The 15889-nt window shown below is 70.0% G+C and carries 13 protein-coding genes; 4 read left to right on the top strand and 9 right to left on the bottom strand.

What is annotated here, in order from left to right:
- Nucleotides 1-178: 178 nt before the first annotated feature.
- From MNO14_RS07225 to rpoE, 3 genes are all read right to left on the bottom strand, one after another.
- Nucleotides 179-1708 carry a Do family serine endopeptidase gene (locus MNO14_RS07225; RefSeq protein ID WP_241946292.1) on the bottom strand — a complete coding sequence of 510 codons (1530 nt, stop codon included), beginning with the start codon at nt 1706-1708 and terminating at the stop codon, nt 179-181.
- 86 nt (nt 1709-1794) lie between these two features.
- The gene (locus MNO14_RS07220) at nt 1795-2754 is read right to left on the bottom strand and encodes a sigma-E factor negative regulatory protein (RefSeq protein WP_241946015.1); all 960 of its coding nucleotides are present in this window, start codon (nt 2752-2754) and stop codon (nt 1795-1797) included.
- Entirely contained in the window at nt 2751-3377 is a 627-nt protein-coding gene (gene rpoE, locus MNO14_RS07215) for an RNA polymerase sigma factor RpoE (RefSeq protein ID WP_241946014.1), read from the bottom strand. Before rpoE ends, MNO14_RS07220 begins: the two co-directional genes overlap by 4 nt.
- A gap of 220 nt (nt 3378-3597) precedes the next feature.
- On the opposite strand from rpoE, the gene MNO14_RS07210 reads away from it, so the two are divergent.
- Nucleotides 3598-5667, top strand: a complete 2070-nt coding sequence (locus MNO14_RS07210) for a 3-hydroxyacyl-CoA dehydrogenase NAD-binding domain-containing protein (RefSeq protein ID WP_241946013.1) — start codon at nt 3598-3600, stop codon at nt 5665-5667.
- 33 nt (nt 5668-5700) lie between these two features.
- Here MNO14_RS07210 and MNO14_RS07205 read toward each other — a convergent pair whose 3' ends face one another.
- Nucleotides 5701-6279, bottom strand: coding sequence for a TetR/AcrR family transcriptional regulator (locus MNO14_RS07205; protein ID WP_241946012.1), 579 nt, complete (start codon nt 6277-6279; stop codon nt 5701-5703).
- Nucleotides 6280-6353: 74 nt separating this feature from the next.
- Here MNO14_RS07205 and MNO14_RS07200 point away from each other — a divergent pair, with 74 nt between their 5' ends.
- Nucleotides 6354-6614 carry a hypothetical protein gene (locus MNO14_RS07200; protein WP_241946011.1) on the top strand — a complete coding sequence of 87 codons (261 nt, stop codon included), beginning with the start codon at nt 6354-6356 and terminating at the stop codon, nt 6612-6614.
- Between the two features lie 33 nt (nt 6615-6647).
- Here the strand turns inward: MNO14_RS07200 and MNO14_RS07195 are convergent, their stop codons facing one another.
- The 4 genes from MNO14_RS07195 to mltG are packed head-to-tail and all read right to left on the bottom strand — an operon-like array spanning nt 6648 to nt 9766.
- Complete coding sequence (locus tag MNO14_RS07195; protein WP_183426345.1) at nt 6648-7007, bottom strand: PilZ domain-containing protein; 360 nt, start codon at nt 7005-7007, stop codon at nt 6648-6650.
- A gap of 28 nt (nt 7008-7035) precedes the next feature.
- Complete coding sequence (locus MNO14_RS07190) at nt 7036-7971, bottom strand: DNA polymerase III subunit delta' (protein ID WP_241946010.1); 936 nt, start codon at nt 7969-7971, stop codon at nt 7036-7038.
- A complete protein-coding gene (tmk, locus tag MNO14_RS07185) occupies nt 7968-8609 on the bottom strand; it encodes a dTMP kinase (protein ID WP_241946009.1) in 642 nt (213 codons plus the stop codon). Before tmk ends, MNO14_RS07190 begins: the two co-directional genes overlap by 4 nt.
- Complete coding sequence (gene mltG, locus MNO14_RS07180) at nt 8606-9766, bottom strand: endolytic transglycosylase MltG (RefSeq protein ID WP_241946008.1); 1161 nt, start codon at nt 9764-9766, stop codon at nt 8606-8608. Before mltG ends, tmk begins: the two co-directional genes overlap by 4 nt.
- Before the next feature lie 161 nt (nt 9767-9927).
- Between mltG and MNO14_RS07175 the strand changes: the two genes are divergently transcribed.
- Nucleotides 9928-11490, top strand: coding sequence for a phospholipase D family protein (locus MNO14_RS07175; RefSeq protein WP_241946007.1), 1563 nt, complete (start codon nt 9928-9930; stop codon nt 11488-11490).
- 289 nt (nt 11491-11779) lie between these two features.
- Complete coding sequence (locus MNO14_RS07170; protein WP_241946006.1) at nt 11780-12880, top strand: Glu/Leu/Phe/Val dehydrogenase dimerization domain-containing protein; 1101 nt, start codon at nt 11780-11782, stop codon at nt 12878-12880.
- Between the two features lie 75 nt (nt 12881-12955).
- Here MNO14_RS07170 and MNO14_RS07165 read toward each other — a convergent pair whose 3' ends face one another.
- Nucleotides 12956-15775, bottom strand: coding sequence for an autotransporter serine protease (locus tag MNO14_RS07165; RefSeq protein ID WP_241946005.1), 2820 nt, complete (start codon nt 15773-15775; stop codon nt 12956-12958).
- Nucleotides 15776-15889: the final 114 nt, after the last annotated feature.

Here is a 15889-nt window from a genome sequence, read left to right as displayed (position 1 = left end):
ATCGTGGGTCATGTGCGGCGGCCGGGCCGTCGTCGGGATAACGGGCGATTATCGCATAGCGCTGCCGCCGCGCCGCGGTCGCCGTGCGATCTGCCGGCGCGACACCCGGGCGCCCGGATGCGCGAAGGCCCGCGGCGATGACCGCGGGCCTTGCATGAACACAGCACTGGGCGCGCGGTCAGGGCGCGTCGGGCACCGAGACTGCGCGGTACTGGGTGGCGCCGCCGCGGCCGCGCACCAGCAGCATCACCGTGTCGCCCGGCTTGACGTCGCGCAGCGCGCGGTCCAGCGCGGCCGCGCTGGCGACCGGGGTCCGGCCCACGCGCAGGATCACATCGCCCGCAGCGATGCCCGCGGTCGCTGCGGCACCGCGGCCGACGCCGGTCACCAGCACGCCCTCGTCGTTCGACAGCCCGTACTGACGGCGCTGCGCGGCATCGAGGTCACGACCAGCCAACTCGAGCGGATTGCCCTGGGTCGATGGCGTGGTCCCGCGCTCGGGCGCAGTCCGCGGCGTGCCGGCCGAGGCCTGGCCGTCGAGCTGCATCAGCGTCACGTCGAAGTTGCGGCTGCGGCCGTCACGGAAGACCTCGAGCTTGACCCGGGTCCCCGGCGCCTTGCTGCCGACCAGCGGCGGCAGGTCGCTGAAGGTATTGATCGGCGTGCCGTCGACGGCACGGATCACATCACCCGGCTCCAGGCCGGCCTTCTCGGCCGGGCTGCCCGGCGCGACCACGGTCACCAGGGCGCCGCGCGCATCGGGCAGCTTGAAGCCGGCCACCTCGTCGGCGCCGACCAGCCCGATCTGCACGCCGAGTTGCCCGCGCTGCACGCTGCCGGTGCGCTTGATCTGGTCGGCGACATTGGACGCGACATCGATCGGGATCGCGAAGCTCACGCCCATGTAGCCGCCGGAGTTGCTGAAGATCTGCGAATTGATCCCGATCACCTCACCGGCGACGTTGAGCAGCGGGCCGCCCGAGTTGCCGCGATTGATCGGCACGTCGGTCTGGATGAAAGGCACGTACTGCTGGTTGGCGTACGGATTGGAGCGTTGCACCGCGCTGACGATGCCGGCCGTCACCGACTGCTCGAAGCCGAACGGCGACCCGATCGCGACCGCCCACTGCCCGGGCTTGACCGCCGCCGCATTGCCCATGCGCAGCATCGGCAGGCCGCTGGCGTTGATCTTGAGCACCGCGACATCGGATTCGGGATCGCTGCCGACGACCTCGGCCTGGAACTCGCGCCGGTCCGACAACCGCACCTTGACCTCGTCGGCGCCCTCGATGACGTGGTGGTTGGTCAGCAGATAGCCGTCGGACGAGATCAGAAAGCCGGTGCCCATCGAGGCGCGTGGCATGCCCTGCCCGGGACCGCCGGGCCCGCCCGGGAACTCGAAGCCCGGCCCGAAGAAACGCCGGAAGATCTCCGGGATCTGCGCATCGTCGGGCACCTGTTGGCCGCGCGTCTGGCGGGTGCCGGCGGTCGCTTCGATGCTGACCACGGCGGGGCCCACCCGCTCGACCAGCCGGGTGAAGTCCGGCAGGCCGCTGACCAGCGGTGCCTGGGGCGTGGCGGAGACGGTATTGGCGGTATCAGCGGCCGAGGGCGCGTTCGACTGGGCGGTCGCATTGGGCAGCACGAGCGCCGTGGTCGCCGCCGACAGCACCGCGACCAGGGACACGGCCAACAGGGATTTCTTCATCGAAGTCATGGGGCATCCGAAAAGTTCGAGACAGGGGGATCGGTCGCCGCAGCGCGGCGACACACCGGACGGCTGCGGCCGGTCGCTCAGGGCTGCGCGGCGGACGCCTGGTCGGGCGCCTGGCGTGCATGGCCGGGCTCGACCGGGAAGCTCGGCAGCACATCGCTGGCCGGCGCATCGCTGCGTGCCCACGACGGTGCGTCGAAGCCCCCGCTGTAGCGCACCGAGAAACGGGCATCGGGCGTCAGCTCGCTCGCCTTCGGCCAGGGCCGCGTACCCGAGGGCGCGGCCGGCAGTCCGACGTCGGACGCGGCGGACGCGAACGCGGCCTCGACCCGCGACGCGGTAGCCAGCACTGGCAGCGAGCCATCGGGCGCGACCTCCGGTGGCGTCGCGGCGGCCGCCACTTGCACCGGCACTGCGTCGCGCGTCCGACGCGCCGTCGGGGCCGCGACCGCGCGCTCGGCACGGCTGCGCCGGGGCACTTCGGCGATCGCAATCGCCGCCGCACCCGCGGCTGCGGCCACCTGGACCGGTGCCGTCGGCTCGTGTGCGAAGGCCGACGCATCGGCCGCGGCATCGGTGGCCAGCGGCTCGCTAGTCGTGGCGACCCGCGCAGCCGGCAGCGCGATCTTCTCGTCCGCGCCCGGCACGCCGCCGGGGCGACCGACGAACAAGGCGGCCAGCGCGACAGAGGCGGCCAGCGCCGCGCCGCCGCCGCCCCAGCGCAGCAGACGCGGACGGCGCCCGGCCGCTGCCGGCGCGACGGCAACGCCGTCGTTGGCGATGCCACGGGCGACGCGATCGGCGAAATCAGGCGGCAGCAGCGAGACGTGGCGGCCGCGTAGCACGTCGCCGCAGACCTGCCAGCGCTCGAAGCACGCCGACAGTTCGGCGTCGTGCTGCAGCCGGCGCCGCAGGAAGCGCGCCTGGTCCTGGGGCAGCGCGTCGTCGAGCATCGCCGACAGCTGCTGACGGTGGTACAGCTCGAGTTTGTCCGGATCGGGACCGAGCTGCAGGGCATCGATGTCGTCGGAAGGGCTCATCGGGTCACGCGCTCCACTTGTCTCTCGTTGTCCATCAGGGGCCTGAGTTCGCGATCGATCGCATCGCGCGCCCGGAAAATCCGCGAACGCACCGTGCCGATCGGACAGCCCATGCGTTCGGCAATCTCCTCGTAGCTCAAACCATCGACCTCGCGCAGATTGATCGCCACACGCAGTTCCTCAGGCAGAGCTTCGACCGCGCGCACCACGGTTTGTTCCAGTTGCTGACGCATCAGTTCACGTTCCGGTGTGTCGCCGTCTCGCAGACGGATCGCCGATTCGAAGTGCTCGGCGTCGTCGACGTCCACATCGTCGGTCGGCGGCCGCCGGTTGTGCGCGACCAGATGGTTCTTGGCCGTGTTGACCGCGATGCGGTGCAGCCAGGTGTAGAACTGCGCGTCGCCGCGGAAGCTGGCGATCGCGCGATAAGCGCGGATGAAGGTCTCCTGGGCGACGTCCTGGCATTCGCTCCAATCGGCCACGTAGCGCCCGATCAACGCAGCGATGCGATGCTGGTACTTGCGCACCAGCAGGTCGAACGCCGCGGTATCACCGCGCTGTACCCGCTTGACCAGTTCCTCGTCCAGATTGCCGTACTCCGAGCTGTCGCGTTGTTCGGCCATCGGCCGGACCTCCTTGGGGCCCGGCCTGGCACGGGCAATAAGACAGGCGGTCGCGCGAAAAGTTCCGTCACGACGGATATGGCATCGTCACCGCACCGGGAACACATGTGCTGGGGCCGCGACCGACGTTCCGCAAGCCGGCGATCGAGCACGATTTGACGGCACGGAAGCGACCTCGGGATCATAGGACCAACCTCCGTACTCTAAAGAATGGTGCCGTATGCTCGCAGGCCTCGACGGGCTTCGCTTCAGCCACTGGCAAGCGCAATCGCGTGATGACGGTGTCCTGGTGCTCGCGTTCGACCGCGCAGGCGAGTCGGTCAACACCTTCGCCCAGGATGTGCTCATCGAGCTCGACACGCTGCTCGAACGTCTGGCGCTCGACCCGCCCAAGGCGCTGGTGATCCGCTCGGCCAAGGCCAAGGGCTTCATCGCCGGTGCCGACATCCGCGAGTTCCAGGCGTTCGATGCCAAGGGCACGATCGGCGACTCGATCCGCCGCGGCCAGTCCACCTTCCAGCGCCTGGCCGAACTGCCCTGCCCGACCGTGGCCGCGATCCACGGCTTCTGCATGGGCGGTGGCACCGAGATCGCGCTGGCCTGCGACTACCGGGTCGCCAGCAACGATCCCTCGACCAAGATCGGCCTGCCCGAGGTCAAGCTGGGCATCTATCCCGGCTGGGGCGGCAGCGTGCGCCTGCCGCGCCTGGTCGGTGCCCCGGCCGCGTTCGACATGATGCTCACCGGACGCGCCTTGCCGGCCAAGGCCGCGCGCGGGATCGGCCTGGTCGACAAGGTCGTCGAGCCGGCGCTCCTGGTGGATGCGGCCGCCGCGCTTGCGCTCAAGGGCACGACGCGGTCCTTCAAGCAACGCGCACTGGCCCGGTTGACCAACCTGTGGCCGGCGCGTCAGGCGCTGGCCCCGGTCCTGCTCAAACAGGTCGCACGCAAGGCGAGGAAGGCGCACTACCCGGCGCCGTATGCGCTGATCGAGACCTGGAAGCGCGCGTCCGGCGACACCCGCGCCCTGCTGTCGGCCGAGCGCCGCTCGGTGGTCAAGCTCGCCGGCACATCGACGGCGCGCAACCTCACGCGCGTGTTCTTCCTGATGGAACGGCTCAAGGGCCTGGGCGGCAAGGCCGGCGCGCAGCAGGCGCCGATCCGGCACGTGCACGTGGTCGGCGCCGGCGTAATGGGCGGCGACATCGCCGCGTGGTCGGCCTACAAGGGGCTGGAGGTCACACTGCAGGACCGCGAGCAGGGATTCATCGACAAGGCGCAGACGCGCGCGGCCAAGCTGTTCGAGAAGAAGGTCCGCGACGCGGCCAAGCGCCCCGAAGTCGCCGCCCGGCTGCGCTCGGATCTGGCTGGCGACGGCATCGCCCAGGCGGACTTGGTGATCGAGGCGATCATTGAGAACCCCGAGGCCAAGCGTGCCCTGTATGCGACGGTCGAACCGAAGCTCGGCCCCGACGCGCTGCTGACCACCAACACCTCGTCGATCCCGCTCGACGAGTTGCGCGCCCATGTGCAACGGCCGGCGCAGTTCGCAGGGCTGCACTACTTCAATCCGGTGGCGTCGATGCCGCTGGTGGAGATCGTCCACCACGACGGCGTCGCCGAGGCGACGATCCAGCGGCTGGCGGCCTTCTGCAAGGCGATCGATAAGTTGCCGGTGCCGGTCGCCGGCACGCCGGGCTTCCTGGTCAACCGGCTGCTGTTTCCCTACATGCTTGAAGCCGCGACCGCATACGCAGAAGGCATCCCGGGGGCTGCAATCGACCGTGCGGCGGTCGACTTCGGCATGCCGATGGGGCCGATCGAACTCATCGACACGGTCGGACTGGATATCGCCTCAGGCGTAGGCCAGGAACTGGCGCCGTTCCTCGGCCTGCAGATTCCCGCCTCGCTGGCGACGCCGCCCGAGACCGGCAAGCGTGGCAAGAAGGACGGCCAGGGCCTGTACACGTGGGTGGACGGCAAGCCGAAGAAGCCGGAACTGCCGAAGGGCTATCGCGCGCCCGAGGACCTGCAGGACCGCTTGGTGCTGCCGCTGCTCAACGAGGCGGTCGCCGCGCTGCATGACGGTGTCGTCGCCGACGCCGACCTACTCGATGCCGGCGTGATCTTCGGCACCGGCTTTGCCCCGTTCCGCGGTGGCCCGATCCAGTACATCCGCGAAACCGGTGTCGACGCGGTGCTCGAGCGCCTGCGGACGCTGCAGGCGCGCCACGGCGACCGTTTCGCACCGCGCCCAGGCTGGGACGCCGCCGCGCTGCGCCAAGGCTGATGCGCACGGCCGAGCGAGATGCCCGGCCATCCTCTATTGCCCGTCGGCGGCCTTCGCGATGGCCGCGGCACGCTCGGCGATCGTCTGCACGATCGTCTCGCGCTCGGCCGACGTGAGATCGAGCATCTCGAAGGTCTCGCCGAAGAACAGCCCGTCGAAGGCCAGCGTCAGCAGCATGGCCTCGGAGAAATGCGGCCCCAGCCGCCGCAGCTGGGCGACCTGTTCGCTCGCGAACCGCCGCGGACCTTCCATCAGCTCGGGCGTATTAACCGCCGCCGCGATGAACGAGCGCATGGCATGGGGCTCGTGGAAGCCGTCCTTGCGCTCGGCGCGATGCGCCTGCACCAACGCCTGCAGATAACCGCCGGGTGAGGCCGGGAACTCGGCCATCGCGGTCCGCAAGGTCTCCCGGTGCGCGTCGAGATGATGCTCGACCATCGCGCGCAGCAACGCGTCCTTGCTGGCGAAGTGATACAGCAGCCCGCCCTTGCTGACCCCGGCTTCGGCCGCGACCGCATCGAGCGTGAGGTGGGCGGCCCCCACCTGCTGGGACACGACCAAGGCTGCATCGAGGATGCGTTCGCGGGCATCGCTGCGGGGTTTACGGGTCATGGCTGCCGGGCTTGACGACGAGCCCATAAGTCTAGACGATACCGTCCAGCCGGTACAGTCAAGGATTTAACGTGATGACCTCCCTCCATCCAGGCCCGACGCGCGTCGACACCGCAAACGTCGCGGCCGCAGATGCCTACGCGGCCTTATCCTGGGTCGAGCAATTCGTCGAGCTCGCCCGCTTGGCGATCGCCGAGGACGATGACGAAACGCTGCGGCGCCGCTACGAAGACGAGCTACTGCGCCGCGCGGTCTATCTGCGTGCCGCTGGCCTGTTCGACGTCATGCAGATCCGCGACCCCGCCCTGCGCGCGATGGTCGCCGACGCGCGCTGAAAGGCGTCACGCCGCACGCACCGCGCTGTCGCGCTACATCGTGTGGGTCGGCTTCTCGGAGGTCAGCACGCCGGCCAGCAGGGTCTCGATCCGCCCCTTGAGCGCTTCGCCCTCGGGCGTGTCCGCGAACTGCACCCCGACCCCGGCCGCACGGTTGCCCTGGGCGCCGGCCGGCGTGACCCACACCACCTTGCCTGCGGTGGGCAGGCGTTCGCTCGATTCGGGCAGCGTCAGCAGCAGGAACACCTCATCGCCGATGAAGTAGCGCTTGGTCGTGGGCACGAACACCCCGCCCTGCTTGAGATAGGACATGTAGGCGTTGTACAGCGCCGCCTTGTCCTTGATGGTCAGCGATAGGATGCCCTGGCGCGCGGCGGCTCCGGTGGCGCTCATCGATTCGGTTCCCAGGTCATGGTCATGGTCATGGGCGGGCGGCGGCGCCGCGCCAACCCTGGAGCAGTTCGGCGATCGCCAGATCCGCGCGGACGGTAGTCCTGAGCAGATCGCGCGTGCGGTTGGCCGCGTCGAACCACGCCGCGAGCTTCGCGATTCCCGCCGGGTCGGTCAAGGTGGCCGCGCGCGCGAGCGCAAGATCGGCGGCATGGCGCAGCCGGTCGACCGCCTGCTCGTCGCCGGCCCAGCGCTGCGCAGTCGCGACCGCCGGCAGTTCGCCCTTGGCCAACCCGGCCAGATCGCGATGGACCTCGCGACGCAGCTGCATACCGCCGGCCGCGAGCCAGTCGGCCGCGAGTCCCGGATGCCCCTTCGCCGCGTCGAGCGCCTCGATCGCCTCGTCCTGGGCGTAGCCCTTACCAGCCAACCACGCCAGCGCCTCCTCGCGTGGCGGCAGACGGAACTCGATGCGTTGACAGCGGCTACGGATCGTCGCCGGCAGCCGCGCCGGATTGGCCGCCACCAGCCACAGATGACGTCCGGGCTGCGGTTCTTCGAGGGTCTTGAGCAAGGCGTTGCAGGCCGCGTGATTGATCGCGTCGGCCGGATCGACGATCGCGACCTGCGCCTGCCCGTACTGCGGCGTCAGCGACAGCTTGTCCGACAGGCCCCGGATCTGCTCGATGACAATCTCGGTGCGCAGCTTGGTGCCGTCCTTGGTCGGCACGAACGACACCGGGTGGAAATCGGGATGGCTGCCCGCGGCCAGCAACTGCGCGACCCGCGGCTCGCGGTCGGCCCCGAGTACATGCGCGGCCAGCGCCTCGGCGACCGCGCGCTTGCCCAGCAACGCAGGCCCGCAGAACAGCAGCGCATGGCCCAGCCGCTGCGCATCGAGCGTGGCGCGCGTGTGCGCATAGATGCGCTGCTGCCAGGGCGCGAAGCCGGTCACGTCGGCGCTCATGCCGACACCTGCAGTGCCTGGAGCGCGCGCACGGCGTCGGCGGCGACTGCATCGGCCGGCCGGGCCGCGTCGATCACCCGGAAGCGCGCCGGATGCGCCTGCGCGCGTTGCAGGAACGTCGCACGCACGCGCTCGAAGAAATCGTCCTGCTCGGACTCGATGCGATCCGGGCTCGGATCGCGGCCGCGCGCGCGCGCCCGGCCCTGCGCCACGCCCAGGTCGAGCAGCAGGGTCAGGGCCGGCTCGATGCCGACATATTCGCGCTCGAGCGCGGCGATCCGCGCGACATCCAACCCGCGCCCACCGCCCTGGTAGGCGTAGCTTGAATCGGTGAACCGGTCGCTGATCACCCAGGCGCCGCGCTCGAGCGCCGGCACGAGGGTCTCGGCCACATGCTGGGCGCGCGCGGCGAACACCAGCAGCAGTTCGGTGTGCGCCCGTGCGGGCTCGTGCCCGGGATCGAGCAGCAGACCGCGGATCATTTCGGCCAGCGGTGTCCCGCCCGGCTCGCGTGTGCAGACGACCTCGCTGCCGTCGGCCTGCAACGCTGCACACAGCGCGCGCAGCACGGTGGTCTTGCCGGCGCCTTCGCCGCCTTCGATGGTGACGAAGCGCGGATACGACCGCAGCCCGCTCACGGCTGCACCTCCTCGCCGGTCGCGGCCTCGACCTCCGCCTCGTTCGGCGGCAAGGTCTCGTCGCCGGCGGCGGCCTGGGCGGCGCTGCCGGCGCTGGCATCGCCGCCGCCGAAGCGCGCCCGGTAGCGCCGCACGTACTCGCGGACCGCGGCGTTGTGCTCGGCGTAGCTGCGTGAGAATACATGGCGCCCACTGCCATCGCCGACCGCGACGAAGTACAGGGTGTCGCCGGGCGCCGGGTGGGTGGCCGCCTCGATCGCGGCCTGGCCGGGCATCGCGATCGGCGTGGGCGGCAGGCCATCGCGGGTATAGGTGTTATAGGGCGTATCGGTCTGCAGGTCGCGACGCCGGATATTGCCGTCGTACGCGGTGCCCATGCCGTAGATCACCGTGGGATCGGTCTGCAGGCGCATGCCCTGTTGCAGCCGGCGGTTGAAGACGCCGGAGATCTGCGGGCGCTCTTCGGGCACGCCGGTCTCTTTTTCGATGATCGACGCCAGTACCAGCGCCTGCTCGCGGTTCTCGAGCGCCAGGCCGGGATCGCGCGTCTCCCAGGCACGGTCCAGCGCGGCCTCGAGCGCGGCGTTGGCTCGCACCAGCACGTCCAGGTCGCTGTCGCCGCGGCTGTAGAGGTAGGTTTCGGGCAGGAAGCGGCCTTCGGGGTGCACGCCCTCCAGGCCAATCTCGGCCATCAGGCGCGCGTCGTCGAGCTCGGGCACGCGCTGTTCCAGCAACGCGTTGCGCGCGAGTGCAGCGCGCAGTTCACGCATGGTCCAGCCTTCGACGATCGTGAAGCGGTGGAGGATGACCTTGCCGTCGCGCATCCGCAGCAACAGCGCGCGCGGCGTCGTCGTGGCGTCGAGCGGATACTCGCCGACCTGGATCTTGGCGTCGGCGCCGAGCTGGCGCGCGAGCAGGCGCCATTCGAGCGCATGCCCCTCGACCACGCCGGCCTCGCGCAGCCGCGCCAGCACCCGCTGGAACGAATCACCGCGCTCGACGGTGAAGGTACGGCCGTCCTCGATGCCCGACAGCGGGGTATCGGCAAAGCGGATGTAGCGGTCGTAGAGCAGGTAGGCGCCGGCACCGGTCAGCAGCGCCGAGAGCACGAACAGCAGGCCGAGGCCGCGCCAGCGGCGTTTCACGGGTGGGGTCATGGGCGGCGAAGGCCGTCGGTTCCGAATCGGGGCGTCAGGATACCGTGGCGCTCCCGTGCAGGGCGTGACCTGCCCCCGTGATCGGCGCCGCAAGACCGCCACGGCGCGGCGACGACCCGACTTCTGCGATCCTAGCCGGCCTTCCCCGCCTCCGCCCCTCGATGAAGAAGCGCGTCAAGAGAATCCTCGCCTGGGGTCTGTTCACGCTGCTGGTGATGGCGATCAGCAGCGTGTTCGTCGCCGACCGGCTGATGCCGCCGGCGACCGGGGTGCCGAGCACGACCCTGCCGCTGTCCGAGGATGCAACCGCGCTGGATCGCGAACTTGCGCCGCTGCTCGCCCGACATCCAGGTCAGACCGGCGCGATCATGCTGCCCGACGGCATCGACGCCTACGCCGCGCGTGCGATCTCCGCGCGCCAGGCCGGACGCAGCCTCGATCTGCAGTACTACATCTGGCACGACGATCTAACCGGCCGCATGCTCGCCAACGCGGCCTGGGAGGCGGCCGAGCGCGGCGTCCGGGTGCGGATCCTGCTCGACGACGTGGGCGTGGGCGACATGGACGCCACGCTGCTGGCGATGGACGCCCACCCGCGCATCGAACTGCGCGTGTACAACCCGTTCCGCAACCGCAGCGGCCCGCTGCGGGTGCTGGAAATGATCCAGCGTGCCTGGGGTGTGAACCACCGCATGCACAACAAGGCGTGGATCGCCGACGGGCGGTTTGCGGTGGTCGGCGGGCGCAACATCGGCGTGGAGTATTTCAGCGCCGCCGAGGCGTTCAACTTCCACGACCTCGACATCGCCGTGTTCGGCCCTGCGGTCGCCGAGGCCAGTGCGATCTTCGACGACTTCTGGAACAGCGAGGCCGCGGTGCCGATCGCCGCGCTCAATCGCAAACCGCCGCGCACGCTGCGCACGGTGCTCGAGCGGATCCGCGACGAGGCCGGCAGCCCCGAGGCGCGCCGCTTCCTCGACGCGATGGACATCTCGCCCAGCGTGCGCCGCTACTTTTCCCAGGAACTGACGCCGATCTGGAGCGAGCACATCCGCATCCTGTCCGATCCGCCGATCAAGTGGCGTGGCGACAGCCGCGAGAACTGGCTGATCGAGCACCTGGTCGGCGAGATCGGCGCGGCCGAGCGCAGTGCCTTGTTGATCTCGCCGTACTTCGTTCCCGGCGGCGACGGCACCGAGGGCCTGATCGCGCTGGCCGGCCGCGGTGTGCACGTGTCGGTGGTCACCAACTCGCTGGCCGCCAATGACGTCATCGCCGTGCACGGCGGCTATGCGCGCTATCGCAAGCCGTTGCTCGAAGGTGGCGTCCATCTGTTCGAGACTCGCAGCCAGGCCGAGGCCAAGGCCGCCAGCAGCCTGTTCGGCAGCAGCGGCGCGAGCCTGCACACCAAGGCGGTGCTGATCGATGGCCACCGTGGCTTCGTGGGCTCGTTCAACCTCGATCCGCGCTCGGCCAATCTCAACACCGAGATGGGCGTGCTGTTCGACGACCCGGACCTGGGCGCGGCGCTGCGCGACGAATACCTGCACCTGGCCGACCCGGGCATGAGCTACTGGGTCTATCTCGACAGCAAGGGCCGGCTGCGCTGGCTCGACCGCACGCGCGATCCGCCGGCCGCGCTGACCAGCGAACCCGATGCCACTCGGCGACAGCGTGCGATCGCGGCGGTGGTGCGCTGGCTGCCGATCGAATCGCAGCTGTGACCGTGCACCGCCGGCCTGCACAGCAACGCTGCGCAGCGGCGCTGGAATGTGGTGCGCCGCAACACCCGCGACAGGCCGATCGTACAGACGCAAACGATTGATGTCGCGGTGTTTTCCACCTCACCAGGAGGGGCGCGACCCTTTCGGGGGAGGAGGTGCGTAAAATGCCGCGTTCCCGGACAGACGGCGTCCGCCGGACGTCCGTATATGGACGCACGGGCCCAACAACTGGCCCCATGCCGCCTCCAGCCAACCATGCGTCGGGCAATTGCCCGCGACGGAGCATTGAATGATTTTCGAGCACCTCGACACCACCGGTCACGAGCAGATCGTGTTCTGCCACAACAAGGACGTCGGTCTGAAGGCGATCATCGCGATCCACAATACGGTGCTGGGCCCGGCGCTGGGCGGCACGCGTATGTGGCCGTACGAATCCGAGCAGGATGCGCTCAACGACGTGCTGCGCCTGTCGCGCGGCATGACCTACAAGAACGCGGTCGCCGGCCTGAACATCGGCGGCGGCAAGGCGGTGATCATCGGCGACCCGGCGACCGACAAGTCCGAGGGGCTGTTCCGCGCGTTCGGCCAGTTCGTCGAGTCGCTGGGCGGCCGCTACATCACCGCCGAGGACGTCGGCATCGATGTCAACGACATGGAGTTCGTCTACCGCGAGACCCAGTACGTCACCGGCGTGCACCAGGTCCATGGCGGTTCCGGCGACCCGTCGCCGTTCACCGCCTACGGCACGCTGCAGGGCCTGCTGGCGTCGTTGAACCGCAAGTTCGGCAACGAGGAAGTCGGCAACTACAGCTACGCGGTCCAGGGCCTGGGCCATGTCGGGCTGGAGTTCGTGAAGCTGCTCAAGGAGCGCGGTGCGAAGATTTTCGTCACCGACATCAACAAGGAGCGGGTCGAGCGCGCGGTCACTGAGTACGGCGCCGAGGCCGTGGGCCTGGACGAGATCTACGATGTCGATGCCGATGTCTATTCGCCGTGCGCGCTCGGCGGCACGGTCAACGAGAAGACCCTGCCCCGTCTGAAGGCGAAGATCATCTGCGGCGCGGCCAACAACCAGTTGGCCAACAATGCGATCGGTGACGAGGTCGAGCAGCGCGGCATCCTCTACGCGCCTGACTACGCGGTCAACGCGGGCGGTGTGATGAATGTGTCACTGGAGATCGATGGCTACAACCGCGAGCGTGCGATGCGCATGATGCGCACGATCTACCACAACCTCACGCGCATCTTCGAGATCTCCGAGCGCGACGGCATTCCGACCTATCGGGCCGCCGACCGCCTGGCCGAGGAGCGCATCGAGATCATCGGCAAGCTCAAGCTGCCGCTCGGACGCGCCGCGCCGCGTTTCCAGGGGCGCGTCCGCGGCGCCTGAGGCGATCGACGTCGAATAGGACGATGGGGCTTCGGCCCCATCGTCGTATCCGGCGATCTGAAAACATCGGGGCGGTCAGAACCCGTAGGCGTAGCGCAGCGACAGCATGCGGTCGGCACCGCGCGGGCCGAAGCGCTGGTCCAGGCCCAGGCCCAGCAGCGAGCGGCGCGTCGGCCGGCTGTCGATTCCGATGCCGAACAGGCCGCCCGAACGTGCCGGGTCCAGCCCTGCGATCGGCGCCCAGGCCTCGATGCCGGTGAAGCTCGCCTGCAGGTCGAAACCGCTGGCCGACAGCGTCTGCTGCCATTCGCCGTAGCCGTGCAGCGAGAATCCGGGTCCCTCCCAGCGTGCGCGCACGCCGGCGATCGCCTGGGTGCGCGTGGCCGACCAGCCGGCGCTGCGCAGGCCGAAGCCGTCGCCGCCGAGTTCGTCGAACCCGTCGCTGCGCAGGCGCACATGCTCGGCGCCGGCATACGGCCCGACCTCGGCGGCGCCGATCCGCCAGTGCCGTCCGGCCTCGATCGCCGCCTGGGTGTACTGGCCCGCGTAGCGGGTCGAGACGCCCTGTGGCATCGCGCCGGTGTACAGCGTGCGCTGCAGATCGCGATCGAAGCGGCCGCTGCCCAGTTGCAGCATCGCGTAACCGGCGCCGAGGGTCCGTGCGACGTAGGCCTGGGCCTGCGTCTGGCGATCGCGACTGCGATCGCCGCGGCTGCGCGCGATGCCGTCGCCGCGCAGTTCGCCGAATGCGAACCCCGCCACCAGACCGTCACCGATCACGTGATCGCGCCCCAGACTCCAGCCATCGACGGTGAAGCCGTCCCGGGCGAATCCGCCGCGGCCGCCCTGCCCCAGGGTGTCCTTCCACACCCCGATGCTGGCCGCATCCGCCGCCAGCGCGCCGACGCGCCCGGCGACCAGACGGCGCGTCATGTCGACATTGTCGAACGTCGCCGCTAGCGCCGCGACATGCTGCGCGCCGGACAGACTGTCGAGCGCGGCCAGCGCGCTCGCCTCGTCGGGCAGACGTTGCAACGCGCCGGCCGCGCGCACAAAGCCGTCGGCGACCGGCGCGCCGGTGGCGTCCTGCGCATCGATGCGCGAGAACGCGCCCTCGACGCGGACGGCCGCGCCCTGCCCCTGTGCAGTGATACCGGCCATCGACATCGCTGTCGCGCCGACATCGAGCCGCGCGATGTCGAGCCAGGCCTGGTTGGCGTCGTAGCCGAGCGTGGCGTCGAGGAACACACCCGGGCCGCGGGTCAGGCTGCCGAAGGTGCCGGTCACGCCGTCGATCGCCTGGACCACGGTCTCGCGCGCCGAGTGCACGTAACCGCCGACGATGCCGGTCACCTGCAATTCGCCGGCCAGCGAGGCGCGGCCGGTCACCTGCAGGGGCGCACCGATCTGCCACGCCAGCCGCCCACCCGCGCCCTGCTGGAAGTCGCCGACGATCATGCGGCCGGCGGCATTGCCAGCGACCGCGACCGTGCCGTTGTTGACCAGCGTGCCGCCCACGTGCGCGCCGCCAAAACGCAGCGTCGCGCCGGGGGACACGGTTGCTGCCCCCGGCACCCAGCCGGCGAACGACAGCGTGCCGCCCTCGGCGCGTGTCGCACCGCGGTAATCGGCGACCCCGTCCAGTTGCAGCGTGCCGCTGCCGCGCTTGACCAGGCCGCCGGTACCGGTGATGGCGTTGCGCCAGGTCGAGGTGCCGGTGAAGTTCACGGTCACATCGCCCCAGTCGAACTTCGCGGGGCCGCCCACGGCCTTGGCGACATTCAATGCGCCGTAGCCGAACACCGGATCGACACCGGGTGCGCCGATGTCGGTGGCGGTACCGAGGAGCGTCTGCCGAACGAGGTCGTTGTCGAAGTACGGGAAGGCCTCCCAGACCAGCGCCGCGGCCCCCGAGACCAGCGGCGCGGCCAGCGAGGTGCCGCTGTACTTCCAGTACTCGGGTCGGTTGGGCGCATCGTCGGTGCCGGTGACCACGACGGTACCGGGCGCGACCAGGCAGTAGCGCATCGCGATGCCGCAGGCGTTGGAGTAATCGGCCAACTGCGTGGTGCTGTTCTCGGCGAGCGCCGACACCGTCAGCCAGCCGCGCTCGAGATCGGCGCCGGGCGTGCTGCCGTTGGCGCCGCGCTGGCTCGGCAGTGCGGCAAGATCCGAAGGATCGGCGCGCTTCGAGTTGCCCGAGGCGAAGACCACCAGCCCGCCGTGGCCGATCACGAACGAACGGTATTCGCTCGCGATCTCGCGCGCCGCGTTGTCGCCGCTCATGTACAGCCCGCCCCAGGAGTTGTTCATGACCCGCACATCGCGGCGGATCAGATCGGCATGGATCGCCTCGACCCCGATCCTGCCGGTCACCGGGTTGCCGTTGCCCGACCCGTCGTCGACGGGCGGCTTGTCGTTGATGATGCGCGCCGAGACGATCTCCGCATTGGGCGCCACGCCGCCCGGCCACGCACCGAAGGGCCGCCCGGCCGCCGCCTGCGCGACGGCGGTGCCGTGGCCGGCGACATCGTCGACCGTCAAATTGTTGTCCCGCCCGACGTAGGTCAGGTTCGCCACCACGTGATCGCGTAGCGCCGGATGCGTGCGATTGACGCCGCTGTCGAGCAAGCCGATGCGCACGCCTCGACCGGTATAGCCGGCATCGTGCGCTGCCCAGGCACCAGTGTCGGCAAGATGGCGGCTGTAGGCCGGCTCGGGCGGTGAGACGACCGTCGGCGGCGGATTGGGCGAGATGATCGGGGGCGGATTGGGCAGCAGCAGCCCGCCGCCCGAGCCGCCGCCACCGCCGCACGCGGCCAGAACGCTCGCCAATGCACAGGCAAGCAGCGAGCGCGACGGAGGCGCCCGTCTCGGGTTGATCGAATCGAACATCGTGTCCCCTCTTCCATTGGCGGTGCCCGCCCCCCGTCGCGCGGCCGGCGTCCCCTGCGCGCTCTTCTATACCCGCAATCGGCGATGTGCGCCATCGCGCCGACGCCACTCACA

It is taken from the genome of Luteimonas sp. S4-F44 (genome assembly GCF_022637415.1).
Classification (GTDB): Bacteria; Pseudomonadota; Gammaproteobacteria; order Xanthomonadales; family Xanthomonadaceae; genus Luteimonas.
Note: the sequence above shows the minus strand (reverse complement) of the source record. Positions and strands in the feature narration are given on the sequence as shown.

What these genes read in the sequence shown, in the direction of transcription:
- MNO14_RS07175 (WP_241946007.1), top strand. Translation starts at nt 9,928, where the DNA reads ATGAAGAAGCGCGTCAAGAGAATCCTCGCCTGGGGTCTGTTCACGCTG.
- MNO14_RS07210 (WP_241946013.1), top strand. Translation starts at nt 3,598, where the DNA reads ATGCTCGCAGGCCTCGACGGGCTTCGCTTCAGCCACTGGCAAGCGCAA.
- MNO14_RS07165 (WP_241946005.1), bottom strand. Translation starts at nt 15,775, where the DNA reads ATGTTCGATTCGATCAACCCGAGACGGGCGCCTCCGTCGCGCTCGCTG.
- MNO14_RS07220 (WP_241946015.1), bottom strand. Translation starts at nt 2,754, where the DNA reads ATGAGCCCTTCCGACGACATCGATGCCCTGCAGCTCGGTCCCGATCCG.
- MNO14_RS07190 (WP_241946010.1), bottom strand. Translation starts at nt 7,971, where the DNA reads ATGAGCGCCGACGTGACCGGCTTCGCGCCCTGGCAGCAGCGCATCTAT.
- MNO14_RS07170 (WP_241946006.1), top strand. Translation starts at nt 11,780, where the DNA reads ATGATTTTCGAGCACCTCGACACCACCGGTCACGAGCAGATCGTGTTC.
- MNO14_RS07195 (WP_183426345.1), bottom strand. Translation starts at nt 7,007, where the DNA reads ATGAGCGCCACCGGAGCCGCCGCGCGCCAGGGCATCCTATCGCTGACC.
- MNO14_RS07200 (WP_241946011.1), top strand. Translation starts at nt 6,354, where the DNA reads ATGACCTCCCTCCATCCAGGCCCGACGCGCGTCGACACCGCAAACGTC.
- mltG (WP_241946008.1), bottom strand. Translation starts at nt 9,766, where the DNA reads ATGACCCCACCCGTGAAACGCCGCTGGCGCGGCCTCGGCCTGCTGTTC.
- rpoE (WP_241946014.1), bottom strand. Translation starts at nt 3,377, where the DNA reads ATGGCCGAACAACGCGACAGCTCGGAGTACGGCAATCTGGACGAGGAA.
- MNO14_RS07225 (WP_241946292.1), bottom strand. Translation starts at nt 1,708, where the DNA reads ATGAAGAAATCCCTGTTGGCCGTGTCCCTGGTCGCGGTGCTGTCGGCG.
- MNO14_RS07205 (WP_241946012.1), bottom strand. Translation starts at nt 6,279, where the DNA reads ATGACCCGTAAACCCCGCAGCGATGCCCGCGAACGCATCCTCGATGCA.